We start from the raw sequence: 17,111 nt of genomic DNA on the forward strand, positions 1-17,111 counted from the left end.
CCGTTGCCGAAACGGCAGCAACATGTACGAATTTCTCTGCCTTTTGAGGACGCGCGTTTCACCCTAGTGTCACGGGCTGACGGGCCCTTCGGGCCCGCGCGGCGGCGCGCCCGCAAACGATGCGTGGGGGATTGAGGTGAACGAGAGGATTGCGTGCGACCTGGAGGGCGGGCGTGATGCCCGTCTCGTCGACCGCCGCCGCGCGGCCGCTCATGTCGGCGTGACCGCCGGCCGCTTCGAGCAATTGGTGCGCGACAACGTCGTGCCGCCGCCGGTCATGGTGAACAACAAACGACGCTGGCCGATCGCGTTGCTCGATGATGCCAAGGAGGCGGTCGGCAGCAGCGCGCCGTCGTCGCCGGTGGCGAGCGCCGGTGTCGAAGCGCCTCGCGGCGACGGCGCCAGCATGCCGTCTTCGCGCGAACTGCCCGATGCGGCCTGGTTCGAGCAGCGCGCGAGCTTCGTGCAGCGCGTCCGCCGCTCGTTGCTGTCAGGCAACGAGATCCGCCTGCTGCGCGAGTTCAAGGTGCTCAGGCAGAACGAAATCAGCATGTATGGCTATTATGGCAGCTTCGAAGCGCTGATGGTGCGCGGCTATATCGTCGAGACCGATCGCAAGCCGCCATCGAGTCGTCCGCTGGTGACCTACCGCCTGACGGCGCCGGGCGAGCAGGTGATTGCGGCGCTGAAGGAGCCGGTGTTCTGATCGGACGCGACGAAGCCCTGACGCAGCCGATGGACCCAAGGCTCTGGATGAATTTGGCCGTTTGACACCTCCCGAGCGGGCAATCCTGAAGCCCGGTTGATCCTGTCAAGGCGGGCTCTCTTTCCCCGATCGATAAAATTGTCTGCAATCCGCTCAAGCCCGGCAAACCCTGCGGACAAGAAGCGTGGCCCCTTAAACCTCGGCTTTGGAACCGGCGTGCATCCTCACCGCAAAAGGGCGAGGCATCAGCATGTCAGTTCTCAAGGAGATCGTCGTGGCGGTCGCGGGAGTCTACGCACTCCTGTTCGTCTGCGACGCATTGTTCGGCGTCGGCGAGCCGCGCTTCGACGACGCCTATTACCGCGCCAGCTTCTACGCGCCGAAGCCGCAGCAATTCCGTTTCGCCGGCGATACGCCGCCGGCGGTGCGCGTCAGCGACGCCTTCGCGCAATTCTCGGCGGCCGAGGCCAGGCCGAACAAGCGCTACTCGTCGCTGACGACGATCATCCGCTAGGCGCGCTCGGCCTGGTCATTCCTCGGATGCTGTCCCGCGCGCTGCGGGATCAGCAACAGGCAGGCCACCATGAACGCGGCGATCACGGCGGAAGCCAGCGGCCGGCTTAGCGCGAGCCCACCATGATCGAGTGGCTTGTCGAGGAAATCACCGACGGTCGCACCAAGCGGCCGGGTCAGGATGAAGGCCGCCCAGAACAACGTGACACGTGAGACGCGGGTCCAGAAATAGAGCGCCGCAATGACGGCCGATCCCGCGGCGAAGATCAGCGCGCCGCCGCGATAGCCCAGATCGCCGGTATCGGCGATCCAGTCGCCAAGCGCGGTGCCCAGCGTCTGCGAGAAGGTGATCGCGCCCCAATAGAAGGCTTCGACTCGCGGTGTGTTGACGCTGTTGACCGAGATGGTGCCCTCGGCGCGATACCAGAGCCCGAGCACCAGCACGAGGCAGGTGAGGAGCAGCGTCGAGCCGCCGGTATAGCCGATGCCGAGCGAGCGGTCGGCGAAGTCCGCCATCGTGGTGCCGAATGTGGTCGAGGCCACGATGGTTGCCCAATACAGCGCGGGATGGAATCGTTGCGCGCGGATCTGCGCGGCGACCAGGACGATCAGCGCTGCCAGGAACAGGCACGTGCCCGCGAGGTAGCCCCAGTTCAGCGTCATCGTGACGGTGTCGCCGCCGGTTTCACCCAACGTCGTGGCGGCGATCTTGATGATCCAGAAGCCCAACGTGACTTCGGGGACCTTGCTCTCGCCGAGGATGCTCTTCGTGTTGGTGGCCATGCTGTCCTCCTTGCAACACCAGCCGCGAATCTCCGTTCGCGGCTGGCGCGGTAACGATGCGTGGACGCATCACGTCCTGGTGACGCTATCCATGATCGCGAGCAGATCGCTGATCGCCTGCTTGCACTTTGCGGGGTCCGGCGTGCCGGCGCGGAGCGCCTCCAGCGCGCGGTCGATCGCCTTGTCCACGGTGTGCCAGTCGGCCGCTGCGCGCGGCTTCAACCCGGCTTCGGCCTCGTCCCATCTGGTTTCGAGGTCCTTGATCCTCGTCCTGGCACCGGGCAGGTCGCCCTTGTCGACCAGCGCGGCGACATCGTCAGCGATGCTGCGGAACGGCGTGAGGTCGCCGAGCCTGGCGGTGGCGGCCTCGGCGAGCGGGATGAAGCCGAAATGCTGGTTGGCGTGCGTGTTTGGTTCGCCGGACATGGTCGTCACAAGGCAAACGGCGATGGCGGGGATGAGTTTCATGGCTCTCTCCTGATGTGGCTCCTGCGTCCGTGCAGGATGGGTTGAAGCTGTGATCGGGGTTACTGCGCCGGACCGGCCCGACGCGTGCCGTCGCATTCGAACGTCACCCAGGCGACGAGGCCGACGATCGCGGTCAGGAAGACGATGCTGGTCTGGATCGTGCCGAGGCCGATGCCGCCGTATTCGCGCGACTGCGACAGCAGATCGCCGAGCGAGGCGCCGAGCGGCCGGGTCAGGATGTAGGCGAGCCAGAAGGTGAGGACGGGATTGGCGCCGATCGTATGGGAGAGGGCCACCGCCACGATCAGCGCGCCGAATGCGACGACGCCGAGCTGGAAGCCGAGGCCAAGCGCTTCTGTTGCAAGGTCGCCAGCCGCCGTGCCCAGCGCGAAGGTGAACAGGATCGCGGTCCAGTAGAACAACTCGCGCCGTGTCGTCACGATGCCATGGATTGATAGCGTGCGCTCGGCGGCGTACCAGATCGCAAAGGTCGCGGCGAGCGCGCAGGCAAACGCGGCGGTGCTGACGTAGAGGCTGATCTCGAGCTTATCGGTCAGGAGATCCGTGAGCTGGGTGCCGACGATGCTGACGAGGACGACGGTGAGCCAGTAGATCCACGGCACATACGCGCGACGGCTCAGCTGCAGCAGCAGCACGGCAATCAGCAATCCGGTCATGCAGATCGCGGTGAGGCTGGCACCGAGGCCGACATGCACCGCCAGATAATCGGCGCCGGTCTCGCCGACCGTGGTCGAAAGGATCTTGATGGCCCAGAAAATCGCGGTGACCTCCGGAACCTTGTTCAGCAGCCGTCTTGCGCCAAGGTCTTGATGTCGCGACATGCCCGAATCTCCCTCCGTCGAACCGATGCCGGACCGTCGCGTGGAGGACTTAGGCCCGACTTAGGGATGAGAAATTTCCTGCCGATGCGGCCTCGGCCGCAATTTGGGCCTGCTGGCGCTTCCTAACTCTGCGCTAAGTGTTGGTGCACAGGATGCGGCGGCCGGACCGTCCGGCAGAGCTTGAGGACCGGTTTTGCGGGTGTTGCTGATCGAGGACGACAGGATGGTCGGCGCCGCCGTCGAGCAGGCGCTGAAGGATGCCGCTTACGCCGTCGATTGGGTTCGCGATGGCGAAACCGCACTGCTTGCGGCCGCCAGCGAATCCTACGAGGTGCTGCTGCTCGATCTTGCTTTGCCCAATACCGATGGCCGCGACATCCTGCGACGGCTGCGTGCGGACGGCCGCAAGATTCCGGTCATCATCGTGACCGCGCGCGATGCCCTCGACGACAGGATCGAAGGGCTCGATCTCGGCGCCGACGATTATCTCGTCAAACCGTTCGAGATCCGCGAATTGCTGGCGCGGATGCGCGCCGTCACGCGCCGCGAGGCCAGCGGCGCGCCGGCATTGCTCGGCAATGGAGCGCTGCGTCTGGACCCCGCGAGCCGCGAGGCGTCGTACCTGACCAAATCCGCGGTGCTCACCGCGCGCGAGTTCGCGCTACTGCAGGCGCTGCTGGCCCGGCCCGGCACGATCCTGTCGCGCGGAGAGCTCGAGCGGCAGCTCTACGGCTGGAACGAGGAGGTTGCGAGCAATGCGATCGAGTTTCTGATCCATGCGGTGCGCAAGAAGCTCGGCTCGGATGCGATCCGCAACGTGCGCGGCGTCGGCTGGATGGTGGATCGGCCATGATCAGGTCCTTGCGGGGCCGTCTGTTCGCCGGTCTCACTGCGATCATCCTGCTGACGGGACTCGTCGGCGGCCTGTTCGCCTATCGCTGGGCGTTCGACGAGGCGATCGAGATGCAGGACTCCGTCCTGATCCAGATCGCAGGCCTCGTGCTGTCAGGCAGTCTCACCGGCGGCCGGGAGTTGCATGGTGTGGATGCGGATGCCGAGGTCTGGCTGATCGATCAGGCGTCAGAACACGACGCCAGGCTCTGGAGCTTCAAGGACGGCTTCGCGCTGTCGACCCGAAAAGGGCGGCCGATCCGCGTGCTGCTGCGGACCCGGCCTGACGGCACAAGGTTCGCGGTCGCACAGAGCACCTCCGTCCGCGACGAGATCGCAAGCGACATGGCCTTCCGCACGGTGCTGCCGATCGCGGCGCTCGTTCCCTGTTTGCTGCTGGTCACTGCCATCGTCATCGCGCGCTCGTTGCGACCGATGGTTCGTCTGGCTGATGATCTCGATGGACGCCGTGCCGATGACATGACGCCGCTGCCAGCCGGGCAGATGCCCAGCGAGCTGCATCCGTTCATCGTCTCGATCAACGGATTGCTGCAGCGGATGCGTCTCCTGATGGACCAGCAACGCCGGTTCGTGGCCGACGCCGCACACGAGTTGCGCACCCCGATCACCGCGCTGAGCCTGCAAGCGGAGAATCTTGGATCGGTGGATCTGCCTTCAGGTGCGCGCGATCGCGTGGCGATGCTCCGACAAGGCATCGGCCGGACCAAGCATCTGCTGGAGCAATTGTTGGCGCTTGCAAGACAGGATGCCGGATCGGCGGATGGAACGGCAATCCCGACCGTCGCCCTGGATGCTACGGTGAAAGAGATCGTCGCCGATATCCTGCCCGAGGCCGCCAGGCGCGGCATCGATCTCGGTTTTGCCCGCATCGAAGCGACTATGGTTCGCGGAGAAACCGTGATGCTCGCCGCCATGGCCCGCAATCTTCTCGACAATGCGCTTCGCTTCACCCCGCATGGCGGACGTATCGATGCCTGGGTCTATCGCGATGGAGAGGCAGCGATCGTCCGGATCGAGGACAGTGGTCCGGGTGTTGCGCCGGAGGACATCGGCCGGATCTTCGAGCCGTTCTTCCGGGGCCAGCGTCCTGAGGGCGATGGCGTCGGCCTCGGCCTGTCGATCGTCAAGCGGATCGTCGATCGGCTCGGTGGATCGATTGAAGCCGTGAACGTTGCGGAGAGCGGACGCACCGGACTGCGGGTCCTGGTCAAGCTGCCCGCAGCGTCGGCCTGACCGTCACTCTGCCTGAACCCATTCCGCTACGCCGCGCCACAGCGTGTCGCGATGCTCGGAGCGAAAGAAGCCGAAATGGCCGATCGCCGTGGGCCCGAGCGCCTGGCCGCCATAGGAGTGGCCGACATAGGCGAGGGGCAGGGGATTGTAGCGCTCCCGCATCCAGCGCACCGCGGCGGTGACGTCGAGTGCCGCCCAGTCCGACATCGAGGCCTTGAAGCCGACCAGCGATTTCGGCTGGAAGTCGCCGACCATCGCCGGCTGGCGGGAGCCGCCGATGCCGCGATAGTCGTAAGTGAGCACAGCGCAGCCGCGATGGGCGAGATAGGAGGCAAAGCCCTTGTAGATCTTGCGGGGCACGGCGGTGGCCGAATTGATCAGCACGGCATGCCGCTTGGTCCCGCGCGGCAGGAACAGGGTGCCTGATAGCGCGTACCCGTCGGTCGCCGGGAAGTTGATCTCGTCGATGAAAACGTCGTCCCGTGGCGCGTCCATGGTGGAAGCTGTCTTGCCGGCCTCTGCCGCCCCCCAGCAAATGCGAATTCAGCTTTGCCCGCAAGGGTTTGCCTTGCCAAACGGATTTACAACTGGCGATGTCGTGCCAGCCTGTGTATAAGGCGGCCCTCGCAACCCACAGATCAGGTTGCACTTTTTGCTTTCACGGAGAGATTGCGATGTCCGAGCGGTGGACGCCCGAGTCCTGGCGCAGCAAGCCGGTGCTACAGGTGCCCGATTATCCCGACGCCAAGGCCTTGGCCGACGTCGAGGCGCAACTTGCAACCTTCCCGCCGCTGGTGTTTGCCGGCGAGGCGCGCAACCTGAAGAAGGCGCTCGGGCGCGTGGCGGCCGGCGAGGCCTTCCTGCTCCAGGGCGGCGACTGCGCCGAGAGCTTTGCCGAGCACGGCGCCAACAACATCCGCGACTTCTTCCGCGTGCTGTTGCAGATGGCGGTGGTGTTGACCTATGCCGGCGCGGTGCCGGTGGTGAAGGTCGGCCGTATCGCCGGTCAATTCGCCAAGCCGCGCTCCTCGCCGACCGAGAAGGTCAACGGCGTCGAGCTGCCGAGCTATCGTGGCGACATCGTCAACGATATCGCGTTCACCAAGGAAGCGCGCGTGCCGGATCCGCAGCGGCAGCTGATGGCCTATCGCCAGTCGGCCGCGACGCTGAACCTGCTGCGCGCGTTCGCGACCGGCGGCTTCGCCAATCTCGGCAGCGTGCACCAATGGATGCTGGGCTTCCTCAAGGATAGCCCGCAGTCCCGCCGCTACAAGGAATTGGCCGACCGCATTTCCGAGGCGCTCAACTTCATGCGCGCCTGCGGCCTCGATCTTGAGAGCCATCCGGAGCTGCGCGCCACCGATTTCTACACCAGCCATGAGGCGCTGCTGCTCGGCTACGAGCAGGCCATGACCCGCGTCGACTCCACCACCGGCGACTGGTACGCGACCTCGGGCCACATGATCTGGATCGGTGACCGCACCCGCCAGCTCGATCACGGCCATGTCGAATATTTCCGCGGCATCAAGAACCCGATCGGCCTGAAGTGCGGCCCGTCGCTGAAGCCCGACGAGCTCTTGAAGCTGATCGACATTCTCAACCCCGACAACGAGCCGGGCCGGCTGACGCTGATCAATCGTTTCGGCTCCGACAAGGTCGCCGATCATCTGCCCGGCCTGATCCGCGCGGTGAAGCGCGAGGGCAGGGTGGTGGTGTGGTCATGCGATCCCATGCATGGCAACACCATCACCTCCACGTCGGGCTACAAGACGCGGCCGTTCGACCGCGTGCTGTCGGAGGTGAAGTCGTTCTTCACGATCCACGCCGCGGAAGGCACCCACGCCGGCGGCGTGCATCTGGAGATGACCGGCCAGGACGTCACCGAATGTATCGGCGGCGCCCGCGCCATCACCGACGAGGATCTCAACGACCGCTACCATACGGTCTGCGATCCCCGCCTCAATGCCGAGCAATCCATCGACATGGCCTTCCTCGTCGCGGAGCTCCTCAAGCAGGAACGCGTCGGCAAAGCCAAGCCGATGCCGTTCGCGGCGGGGCTCTAGGACCTTGCTGCGGATCTGGAAGGCCACGATCAACTCCCGCAACGGTCTGGCCTTTGCGTTCCGCTCGGAACAGGCCGTCCGCGAGGAGATCTTTGCGCTGATCCTGGCGCTGCCGGTGGCGTGGCTCGTCGCCGCCACCGCGACACGCGCGGTCGAGCTGGTCTGCTCGGTCGCCTTCGTGCTGGTGGTGGAGCTGCTCAACACCGCGATCGAGAAGCTCGCCGACCGCCTGACGTTGGATCACGACAAGCAGATCGGCCGGGTCAAGGACATGGGCTCGGCCGCGGTCGGCGTCGCGCTGTTGATGGCCGGCGCGTTCTGGATCATCGCCATCATCGAGCGATTGGGATTCCTCTAAAGCGAGGACGGCGGCCATGACCGAACGTCTCAACGCATTCGCGGTGACGCTCGCCCAGCTCAATCCGACCGTGGGCGACATCGCCGGCAATGCTGCAAAGATACGTGCTGCGCGTGGGCGAGCCGTCGCCGACGGCGCCGATCTCGTGCTGTTTCCGGAATTGTTCATCGCGGGCTATCCGCCCGAGGATCTGGTGCAGAAGCCGTCCTTCCAGGCCGCCTGCCGCTCGGCCATCGAGGCGCTGGCGCGCGAGACCGCCGATGGCGGCCCGGCGTTGCTGGTCGGCACGCCCTGGGTCGATGACGGCAAGCTCTACAATGCCTGTGCGCTGCTCGACGGCGGACGTATCGCTGCGCTTCGCTTCAAATGCAACCTGCCGAATTACGGCGTGTTCGACGAGAAGCGCTTGTTCGCGCGGGGGCCCGCTTCGGGTCCCGTCACGGTGCGCGGCGTGCGGATCGGCGTGCCGATCTGCGAGGACATCTGGCTGGAAGAGTCCGAGGATTACGAGAACGTGGTCGAGACGCTGGCCGAGACCGGCGCCGAGATCATTCTGGTGCCGAACGGCTCCCCCTATGCCCGCGACAAGAACGATGTGCGTCTGTCGGTCGCTGTCGCGCGGGTCACCGAGAGCGGCCTGCCGCTGGTCTATCTCAACCAGGTCTGCGGCCAGGACGAGCTGGTGTTCGACGGCGCCTCCTTCGCACTCAACGGCGATCTCTCGCTCGCCGCGCAATTGCCGGCGTTCGCGGAAAGCATCACCACGCTGCGCTTCAGCCGAAATGGTGGCGATTGGCATTGCACTGGTTCCATTGCCGAGCAGCCGGAAGGCGACCGCGCAGACTATGCCGCGTGCGTGCTGGGTTTGCGCGACTACGTCACGAAAAACGGTTTCCCCGGCGTGTTGCTCGGCATTTCCGGCGGCATCGATTCCGCACTTTGCGCTGCGATCGCTGTCGATGCACTGGGCGCCGATCAGGTGCACGGCGTGATGCTGCCTTATCGCTATACGGCGGCACATTCGATCGCGGACGCTGGCGAGCTCGCCGGCCATCTCGGCATCCGCTACGAGGTGTTGCCAATAGCGGAAGCGGTGGCCGGCTTCGAGACCATCCTGTCGGGCCTCTTCAAGAACCTGCCGCCTGACATTACCGAGGAGAACCTCCAGGCCCGCGCCCGTGGCACGCTGCTGATGGCGATCTCCAACAAGACCGGGTTGATGGTGGTGACGACGGGCAACAAGTCGGAGATGTCGGTCGGATACGCCACGCTCTACGGCGACATGAATGGCGGCTTCAATCCGATCAAGGACATCTACAAGACGCAGGTGTTCCGGCTGGCGAGCTTGCGCAATGCATGGAAGCCCGATGGGGCGCTCGGCCCCGCCGGCGAGGTGATCCCGCCCGACATCATTTCGCGTCCGCCGACGGCGGAGCTGCGCGAGAACCAGACCGATCAGGATTCGCTGCCTGCCTACGAGGTGCTCGATGCGATCCTGGAGCGGCTGGTCGAACGCGAGGAGCCGCTCGACCAGATCATCGCCGCGGGCTTCGACCGCGAGACGGTGACCCGGATCGACCATCTCCTCAACGTGGCCGAATACAAGCGCCGTCAGGCCGCCCCCGGCGTGAAGGTGACGCGCAAGAATTTCGGCCGCGACCGCCGCTATCCCATCACCAACCGCTTTCGCGATCGCGGCGAGAAGCTGCCCGCGCCCGATGAGACCCTGGTCTCGCGCGGCAGCAAGGCCTCGATCGACGCGTTCGAGGGGTAGGGCAGGTTACGGATTATCTCTTCGATACCCGCGAGCGAGAGGGGCGTTAATGTGCCCTCGCCCCTTGCGGGAGAGGGCAGCACCGCCGTCGAAACGAACTCAGTTGGGTGAGGGGTTCTATCCGCGTACTCTCATGTACACGTGTGAGCTCGGACAGAACCCCTCATCCGGCGCTTCGCGCCACCTTCTCCCACAAGGGGAGAAGTAGCCTTATATACGACTCTTTCCGCGTGCATACTCCTCCCCTTAAGTCATTGACGGTACTCGCAAAGTCTCTATTGGATGTCATAGGCATTTACACGCCTCCACACACATTTCCGAGACAGAAACCGGGGACAGAGACATGGCACGCAAGCTCAGACACGCCACGCTGGAAAATCGCAGCAACCGATTGAAGCTCGCGGTCCGCTTCAAGCCATACGCTGGCGTGAAGCTCGCGCGTGGTGCGAGCCTGCTCTGTCGCCGCAATAAGGGCAACGGCACATGGGTCGTGAAGGTGAGCGACGGCAGTTCGCGTTATTGGACGAAAGGCTTTGCGGCCAGCGATGACTTCGACGCCGCAGACGGCAAGACCATTCTCGATTTCTATCAGGCGCAGGACGTGGCGAAGACGTGGCGCGCAAGCAGCCCGAAGTCGTCGGCGGCGAGGACTGCCGGCCCGCGACCGTGGCCGAAGCGCTCGACGCTTATGAAAGCGATCTCAAGGTGAGGGGCGGCAGCATCCACAACGCGAGAGGACCGAAAAAACATTTGAGCAGCGTGCTGCTGAGCAAGCCGGTGCAACTACTCTCCGCCAAGGAGCTGAAGGCATGGCGCGACGGTCTACTCGACAAGGGTTTGGCTGCTTCGAGCATCCACCGTTATACGAAGTCGCTAAAGGCCGCGCTGAACTTGGCGGCTTCGGACGATGCACGCATCCAGAACGCAGTGGCGTGGGAATCGCTGGAGGCGCTCCCCCGGCTCGACTGTCGCCCGCAACGTCATCCTGCCCGATGCGACCGTGAGCGCCATCGTTCGCGCCAGCCACGACCACGATGCCGCGCTCGGACTTTTTGTAGATGTGTTGGCGGGCACCGGCTGCCGACCGAGCCAAGCCGCGCGACTGCTGGTCGAGCGCATCGAAGCGGCACTGAAGCAGCTCGCCGATCTCGTGGCCGGTGACTTGCAATGCGCCGAAGTCTCGCGACTGATGCGATTGCCAGGATCGCACAACACCAAGGACGATGGCTGGATCGCGGTCGAGATCATCGAACAGAATGATGACCGATACGAGTTGAGCGATCTTGAAGAATGGCTGTCGGAGCAGTCGCCAGTGTTGTTGCGAAAAGACCGATCGAAGGCGATGACCGCAGGCGAGACGAATTATTTCACTGAGTATGCCGAGACACACACGTTCAAGCCGAGCGTCGATGTCAAGGCGCGGCTCGACGCGATGGGCTACATGGCTGGCGGTGAGGCCAACATCCATCAGACGCAGCTCAGTGTCACCGCAGCCCTGCTCAACGCCGGTCAGCCGATTGACAACTCGTGCTGGCCGCAACGCGCGAGTTGGTGTCGTCGCCGGGAGCCGCCGCGTCGCCATCTCGAAGCATCTTTCAGACGGACTCGCTGGCGCTGAAACTGACGATGGACGCGTCATGGACGCGGCGTGGTGCTGGCGGAATTGCACTTGGCCGTAACGAGGTGACGCCATGACCGAATCGCTCAATCAACGTCATCGCCGCGAGATCGCCGAAACCGAAGAGCGGTGGGCGCGCGAGCGTGCAGCAGAGGAACGCGCGGAGCGCAGGCAGAGGCTTCCGTTGATCACCGTGGCTGATGTCGCCGCGATGATTGCAGCGGCATTGGAGGAAGAACGAGCCACCGTCATAACAGAATTGGCCGATCATCTCGCCGAAAAATTTGAGCAGCAACGCGACCGATGCTACGAGCTGCTTTCGCAGATTCGAACGCTGACGGCGGCCTTCGAAAGTTTGAACGCCAGCTTCGCTCGGCTTGAAGGCGCGAGCGCGCGGATCATCGACGGCCCGAAGCCGTTGCGGCGGGCGAATTGATCGGAACACTTCCGTCTGGGCTAGTAGCAAGGGCTGGCTCTGCTCCCCCAAAGCCCCATGTCTGCTCGAATTGCCAACCATATCGCTCCGAAATAGCTCTTTGGATCCGCTCCATGGCAAGCGCCAGATCATGAAGCGTTTGCTTCACTGAAACATCATTCAAATCCAAGTCGAACGAAGCTTGATGCACGAAGCGGTTCCGTTTTTCTGCAAGACCTTCGAGCATATCAAATAGGGTGGGTTGGTTTGGACGCTCCTTAAGCGGCTTTCTAAGTGGGGCAGCTAAGTCTAGACTCGTGTCGATGCCTTCAAAATTTTTGCAAGCTATCGAAATACGTTGGAACGATAGTGTTTCAGCTACAGCATTCTCAACGCTGTCTTGCCCATCGGAAATCCTCGCCAGCTGATCGCCGCGAAGTCGAACACCTCTCAGAAATCGTTCCTTCTGCGGCGAATACTTCAGCAAAGCCACAAAGCATGACTTCAAATATTCTTCGATGATTGAAACGCAGAATGCCACGAGCATATTGCCGGATAGATTTTCCGGGTGAAGTCCCACTTGGCTGAAAAAATTGTCGAAAGCGTGCGGCTTGTGATTTGGAAACGTACGAGCCTGCGAATACACGACGGCCTTGCCAATATTCTGCCCAAGCCGTGAAAACGCGAGATGGCAACCTGAAGCAGCCGGTGTGGGTGGGTCTGATCTAGGTCTCATGCACCTATTGACGCCCGCATCGGTGGTAAACGAGCCGCCAAATCTCCTGCGAAGTGCGGAGATCGTGTGATTTTGTTTCTCTAGATCAAAATAGCTGCGACTGACGACGGTCCGCGTTGATACGGAGAGCTTTCCGTCCTTGGTCTTATCGATGGACAATTCGACGCCGCTCCATGATCGATAGTCGGTGTCGTCGAACCAATGGTAACTTTCCCAGCTTAGGCCTTGGAAGCGCGTCCACCCGCTCGCCTTTTTATACCCGAGCGAAAGGATGAATTCACGCAAATCGGCTATCCGAGGGCTGCGTGGGGGAAAAACGTTCTTAGATGAATAGCTCATCTCAAAGGGTCCCGTCCTATTCAGAATTGGAATCCTGCCGGCGAGTACGCCCCAGCACGTCTGCAACAATCTTTCCGCTTGTTGGATGCACACTAATGCTCATTGATCGGACGCTGTCCTGAATAGCGTCGATCAAAACGCTCTCAAAAAGTCGCAGGTCAATCTCTAGCAACCGGTTGTCGCGCCGGTTGTAGGAATTCACCAGAAACGAAACTATGGACTTTGCTTGCTCATCAACCACGATCTTAAAAACGTAGCTGTGCATGATCTCGCTCATGAGATCGAAGCAGCTTAAAGTGGCCTCCTCGGGGTTCGTCAAATCGTAGTCATCATTTACGTCGGCCAAGCCGGAAAAGGTTGAGACCCGATCTGACACAGGTCGGAGAGCACGGTACGCTTTGCAGCGCACCGAGCGGTCACGTACTGGGTCGGTCACTTTGCGGTTTTCCATTAACTTGCGAAGAATGAATGCAGATAGGAAGACCGCGCGCTGTATGTAAAATTCAGCGCGTTCGGATGTTGGTTTTGATGACCACTTCCTCAAAGACTTTAGAAGACGCTCAACCTCCTTTTTCCATGGAAAGCTCTCGAAAATCATCCGCTCCTCCGGCGAATCGCGAGCCTATACGATGGCACAATGCAGGGTAGCAACACGAGGGCTTGGGCTATTGTCCCAATTATTCACAGGACCTATAGCCCCGGCTGCTGCGAACTAGGACTCGGAACTCGGGCTCGTTCCAGTTAAAGTTGCACGGTCCATTTTTCCGGTATCCGCATGACGTACCCACTGATCGCCGCGCCTTGCTCGAATTGTGTAGGTTTTAAAAACCATTCGGTGTTGTTTCAAAAATCAACCTCCGACGGCGGTGAAGAATGCACCTTCCGCATGATCGAGTGCTGCGGCTGCGGTCGCATTTCGATGAGCCTTCGCTCTGACGTTTATTTCGCAAATGAAGACCCTATCACCGACTACTTCCCTTCCCCGGTTTTTCGAAGGGAGCCGGATTGGGTAAGGTTGGCAATTATAGAGTGCCTTCCAATAGAACGGCAGGATATTGAGCAACTGATGTCTCTGCTCAAAGAAGTGTACCAAGCCGTAGCTGGAGGCCAATATCGGCTTGCTGCGATGGGTATCAGGGCGTTATTGGAGCAGGTTATGATTATGAAAGTCGGCGATCTTTCTACATTTAATGAGAAGCTCGATGCCTTCCAGCACGCGGGCTATATTTCTGCAATCCAGCGCAAGGCGATGCGTACTACACTTGATGTCGGGGATGCGGCCATGCACCGGGGCTTCGTCCCATCCGAGCACGATCTGAACGTCGCTCTTGATATCGTTGAGGGTGTGATGGCCCCGATCTATGGTCACGCCAACGACGCTCAGAGGTTGGCGAGTCGTGTACCGCCAAGGCAATAGCTGCCTTGTTAGCGCCTCCGTCCTGTGGACGTGCCGCTCACTGTCCGACATAGGTGGTCGAAGCGATTTTTTTGCGGTCGCAGAAGCCGCTTCTTCAGCACTATCGTTCACTATGCACGGAGTCGGTCCTCGTTAGAGGAATGGGGCGATTGTCCCGGTTATTCACCGGGCGCTTCGCGCCAGCCAACCTGCTGATCGTCCGCAGCTCACCGCTGATACCGCCCCGGCCTGTTGGCGTGATTCATCTGCTCAAACGCCTTCGTCAGTTCGTCGGCGCCGTGCTGCTCCTTGAAGGCGATCCATGCTGCCTTGAACCGCGCCTTGGCTTGGTCGATGGACTCGGCGTCGCCGAACGGCGGGCCGGGAATCGTGACAGTGACGGTTCAGAGCCAACGCGGCGGCACGCGGTCGCGGGCAAACCGGATGCGGCCAATCAGCTGGCCGTCTTCGTGGACGCTATAGTCGTCGGCACTGATCCGGCGGCGGGTGAGCATCTATAGATTTTAAGCCGAGTGCATTCCCGGTGCTACTCGTACCCTCTTCTGGGCATCTTTGTTGTTGTTCGAATTGTGCGCGATTAATATGTTACCTTTGATTGTGATCTCGGGGGTTGGGGGTGGATCAGTTGCTAGCGGCTTCTTTGAAGGCTCTCGGCTACTCTCAGCCGCTCTTATATGCATCTGTTGTTGTCGGGCTGTTTTGGTGGTTGGATCGCAAGGCGGCTGCGAGGGCAAGAAGGACGATCACAGAATGGTTTGCGCGGCCAAGCTATAACAAGGTCGACGTATCGGCCGTGATCGTGGAAATTTTCGATTTGCTCTATACGCGACCGCTTTGGGGTTGGAGGGCAATCCTCAGGTCTGCATTGATCTCTTCGATTTTGACAATCGTAGTTGCTAATCAGCTTTACCCGACTTGGGGGATCGTGTCGCGCGTTCCCGAACTCTGGTATTATGCGGCGCGACAACTCGGCCAAAACATCGCTTCAGATTATGTTTCGCTTTTTTTTATTCGGCAGTGGCTGGTCATGGCGGGCAGGCGGCCACTGTTCGCGCTCTTCACAGCACCGCTTATCGGTGCGTTCATTGTCGCAGGTTGCTATGCCTTGATTGATGTAGTGACCTTTTCGATTTCGATGGGTGAGTTTCACTGGCGCTATTTCCTAGAGGATGCTGCGATGTGGAACAGACTTATTCATCATGACGGTGTTCGCCGGTCCTTGTTAGTACCAGCCTTTACAGTTCATCTTTGGCTGCCGCTTTTTGCGTTGGGGGTCTTGATCGCTCAATTGCTCAACTCGGTCCGGTTGGCCGGGCGGTTTTCGCAGTGGTTTTTCGCGCAGGGCGAATACCATCCACTTCGATCAATCGGATACATCGCTGGAGCACTAACGTTTGTGTTGATGGCCGTAGTCATGTTCCTTCAGCTTAGCTAAAGGTATCCTTGGCGCGGCGTAGGATTGTCGTGCAGCATCGACAACGGGAGTCTCTCAGGGCGGGCAGCGCGCCCCCGCTGGCGTTTTCCAGCGGACGCACCAGCGGGCTTCCCACAGGTTTTTCGCGCCGGTCCCGGCGAGACAGAACGGAGGACAGTGGCCCTCCATTCCGTTGTTTTTACGGGGTTATTTCCAACCGTACGTCTCCCGCAAGGGGAGAAGGGAAGTAAGAATCCTTTACTACTTCTGCTGCGGCAGGAAGGTCGGGCCGACCGAGCGGATCGGCTTGTTCTCCGGCGTGGTCGTGGTGTTCGCGTCCGCGGGCTGCGTTGCTGCCGGTGCATTCGCCGTCGCCTGCGCCGGAGCTGCGCCCTTTTTTCCGTTCGCAGGCGCGCCCTTGGTGAGCTGCCGCTGCTGCATCTTCCTGGCGCTCTCTTCGGTGACGATGATGTCACCCTGCTGCTCGACGGCCGCCTTGTCGTCGGCGGATTTCAGCGCGTCGGCCCAGCTCTGGCCGGCCGCCTTGCAGGAGCAGGACGGGTTGAACTCGCTGCGGAATTTGAAGGCATTCGGCAGCGACGTGTAGGGCTGGCCGCTGATGGAGACAGCCGAGCTCATGTCCTCGCCGGGATTGCGGTGGGCATACAGCACGGCTTCGGCCGCCGGGCAGAGCGCCTTGCAGGTCCTCTCGTCATCGGGGAAGCGCGCCGGCACGGTCGCAAACGAGATCGGGAAATAGGCGCCGTCGCAGGTGCGCACGCAGACGGTGCGATAAGTGCCGCTCTGCGGTCCGAGATCAGCGGGCGGGACGCCCGGCTGCTGATTGTTGGGGTTGTTACCGCCGCCGAAGAGATTGGTCAGGAAGTTGCCGCCGCCCTGCGACTGCGCGGCATTGGCATATTGCGGGCCGCAATTGTTCTGCGCGAGCGCAACCAGCACCGAGCGGCGCTGGCTGTCCCGTTCAGGGTTGCCGCCACCGGGACCGCTACGCAGGCGTTCGAGATTGCCGGTGATCTGATCCAGATTGGCGCGCATCTGCTGGATCTGGGTGTTGACAGGACCGCATTGCGCCGACTGGCCGTTGAACAGCGAGAAGAAGCCGGAGGATTCGCAGCCCATGCGCTTGGCCTGCATGGTCACGCGATCGAGCTCGGCCTGCTGGCGGCTCTGGGAATCCTGGTAACGGCGGATCTGTTCCTCGCGCGCGGGATCGCCGCTCGCCCCGCGGTCGAGCGCAGCGAGCTGCCCTTCCAGCCGCACGCACATCGGGTTCGACCCAGGGCCGACTTGGGCAGGCGGAGGCGGCGCGCCGGGCGGCCCGGCCTGGGCAAACGCGCCGGTGGCGAGCACGATCGAGCTCAGAAGCACGGTGCACGCAAGGAGAGATCGGGGACGAGACAGAGACAAAGATTCAGGCATATCCGCCATTCTAGCGAGGTCACGGCCCGAAGTGACTTTCCAATGCGATTTGGAGGGCCGAAGCGCGCCCTCCAATAACC

19 protein-coding genes and 1 pseudogene are annotated in these 17,111 nt (G+C 62.0%); 13 read left to right on the plus strand and 7 right to left on the minus strand.

What is annotated here, in order from left to right; translation table 11 throughout:
- Positions 1-136: 136 nt before the first annotated feature.
- A complete protein-coding gene (locus ACVIIW_RS24095) occupies positions 137-706 on the plus strand; it encodes a hypothetical protein (protein WP_456703015.1) in 570 nt (189 codons plus the stop codon).
- 250 nt (positions 707-956) lie between these two features.
- Entirely contained in the window at positions 957-1,220 is a 264-nt protein-coding gene (locus ACVIIW_RS24100; RefSeq protein ID WP_456703016.1) for a hypothetical protein, read from the plus strand.
- Here the strand turns inward: ACVIIW_RS24100 and ACVIIW_RS24105 are convergent.
- The 3 genes from ACVIIW_RS24105 to ACVIIW_RS24115 form a co-directional block, all read right to left on the minus strand.
- Positions 1,217-2,002, minus strand: coding sequence for a COG4705 family protein (locus ACVIIW_RS24105; protein WP_456703017.1), 786 nt, complete (start codon positions 2,000-2,002; stop codon positions 1,217-1,219). The two genes, ACVIIW_RS24100 and ACVIIW_RS24105, sit on opposite strands and share 4 nt — an antisense overlap.
- Positions 2,003-2,071: 69 nt before the next feature.
- Complete coding sequence (locus ACVIIW_RS24110) at positions 2,072-2,470, minus strand: hypothetical protein (protein WP_456703018.1); 399 nt, start codon at positions 2,468-2,470, stop codon at positions 2,072-2,074.
- Positions 2,471-2,529: 59 nt separating this feature from the next.
- The gene (locus ACVIIW_RS24115) at positions 2,530-3,312 is read right to left on the minus strand and encodes a COG4705 family protein (RefSeq protein ID WP_456703019.1); all 783 of its coding nucleotides are present in this window, start codon (positions 3,310-3,312) and stop codon (positions 2,530-2,532) included.
- A gap of 193 nt (positions 3,313-3,505) precedes the next feature.
- Here ACVIIW_RS24115 and ACVIIW_RS24120 point away from each other — a divergent pair, with 193 nt between their 5' ends.
- Positions 3,506-4,165 (plus strand): response regulator, encoded by a 660-nt coding sequence (locus tag ACVIIW_RS24120; protein ID WP_456703020.1) that lies wholly within the window; start codon positions 3,506-3,508, stop codon positions 4,163-4,165.
- Positions 4,162-5,457 (plus strand): ATP-binding protein, encoded by a 1,296-nt coding sequence (locus ACVIIW_RS24125; protein ID WP_456703021.1) that lies wholly within the window; start codon positions 4,162-4,164, stop codon positions 5,455-5,457. The genes ACVIIW_RS24120 and ACVIIW_RS24125 overlap by 4 nt, the downstream gene beginning before the upstream one ends.
- Positions 5,458-5,550: 93 nt before the next feature.
- On the opposite strand, the pseudogene ACVIIW_RS24130 reads toward ACVIIW_RS24125, so the two are convergent.
- Positions 5,551-5,952 (minus strand): annotated as a pseudogene (locus ACVIIW_RS24130) (alpha/beta fold hydrolase); the annotation flags it as partial.
- 179 nt (positions 5,953-6,131) lie between these two features.
- Here ACVIIW_RS24130 and ACVIIW_RS24135 point away from each other — a divergent pair.
- From ACVIIW_RS24135 to ACVIIW_RS24160, 6 genes are all read left to right on the plus strand, one after another.
- Complete coding sequence (locus tag ACVIIW_RS24135) at positions 6,132-7,520, plus strand: class II 3-deoxy-7-phosphoheptulonate synthase (protein WP_456703022.1); 1,389 nt, start codon at positions 6,132-6,134, stop codon at positions 7,518-7,520.
- 4 nt (positions 7,521-7,524) lie between these two features.
- On the plus strand, positions 7,525-7,878 hold the full coding sequence (locus ACVIIW_RS24140) for a diacylglycerol kinase (RefSeq protein WP_092230217.1): 354 nt from the start codon (positions 7,525-7,527) through the stop codon (positions 7,876-7,878).
- 16 nt (positions 7,879-7,894) lie between these two features.
- Positions 7,895-9,652 (plus strand): NAD+ synthase, encoded by a 1,758-nt coding sequence (locus ACVIIW_RS24145; RefSeq protein WP_456703023.1) that lies wholly within the window; start codon positions 7,895-7,897, stop codon positions 9,650-9,652.
- 343 nt (positions 9,653-9,995) lie between these two features.
- Positions 9,996-10,361 carry a hypothetical protein gene (locus tag ACVIIW_RS24150; protein WP_456703024.1) on the plus strand — a complete coding sequence of 122 codons (366 nt, stop codon included), beginning with the start codon at positions 9,996-9,998 and terminating at the stop codon, positions 10,359-10,361.
- A gap of 291 nt (positions 10,362-10,652) precedes the next feature.
- Positions 10,653-11,270 (plus strand): hypothetical protein, encoded by a 618-nt coding sequence (locus ACVIIW_RS24155; protein WP_456703025.1) that lies wholly within the window; start codon positions 10,653-10,655, stop codon positions 11,268-11,270.
- A 73-nt stretch (positions 11,271-11,343) separates the two neighbouring features.
- Complete coding sequence (locus ACVIIW_RS24160) at positions 11,344-11,706, plus strand: hypothetical protein (RefSeq protein ID WP_456703026.1); 363 nt, start codon at positions 11,344-11,346, stop codon at positions 11,704-11,706.
- Here ACVIIW_RS24160 and ACVIIW_RS24165 read toward each other — a convergent pair.
- Both ACVIIW_RS24165 and ACVIIW_RS24170 read right to left on the minus strand, forming a co-directional pair.
- Complete coding sequence (locus ACVIIW_RS24165; protein WP_456703027.1) at positions 11,669-12,706, minus strand: hypothetical protein; 1,038 nt, start codon at positions 12,704-12,706, stop codon at positions 11,669-11,671. The two genes, ACVIIW_RS24160 and ACVIIW_RS24165, sit on opposite strands and share 38 nt — an antisense overlap.
- 70 nt (positions 12,707-12,776) lie before the next feature.
- Positions 12,777-13,358 (minus strand): hypothetical protein, encoded by a 582-nt coding sequence (locus ACVIIW_RS24170; RefSeq protein ID WP_456703028.1) that lies wholly within the window; start codon positions 13,356-13,358, stop codon positions 12,777-12,779.
- A gap of 177 nt (positions 13,359-13,535) precedes the next feature.
- On the opposite strand from ACVIIW_RS24170, the gene ACVIIW_RS24175 reads away from it, so the two are divergent.
- From ACVIIW_RS24175 to ACVIIW_RS24185, 3 genes are all read left to right on the plus strand, one after another.
- Positions 13,536-14,177: a DUF4145 domain-containing protein gene (locus ACVIIW_RS24175; RefSeq protein ID WP_456703029.1), complete on the plus strand. Its 642-nt coding sequence runs from the start codon at positions 13,536-13,538 to the stop codon at positions 14,175-14,177.
- Between the two features lie 149 nt (positions 14,178-14,326).
- Complete coding sequence (locus ACVIIW_RS24180) at positions 14,327-14,677, plus strand: hypothetical protein (protein WP_456703030.1); 351 nt, start codon at positions 14,327-14,329, stop codon at positions 14,675-14,677.
- A 116-nt stretch (positions 14,678-14,793) separates the two neighbouring features.
- Positions 14,794-15,612, plus strand: coding sequence for a hypothetical protein (locus ACVIIW_RS24185; RefSeq protein ID WP_456703031.1), 819 nt, complete (start codon positions 14,794-14,796; stop codon positions 15,610-15,612).
- A 240-nt stretch (positions 15,613-15,852) separates the two neighbouring features.
- Here the strand turns inward: ACVIIW_RS24185 and ACVIIW_RS24190 are convergent, their stop codons facing one another.
- A complete protein-coding gene (locus ACVIIW_RS24190; protein ID WP_456703032.1) occupies positions 15,853-17,040 on the minus strand; it encodes a DUF2865 domain-containing protein in 1,188 nt (395 codons plus the stop codon).
- Positions 17,041-17,111: the final 71 nt, after the last annotated feature.

It is taken from the genome of Bradyrhizobium sp. USDA 4449, assembly GCF_054056275.1.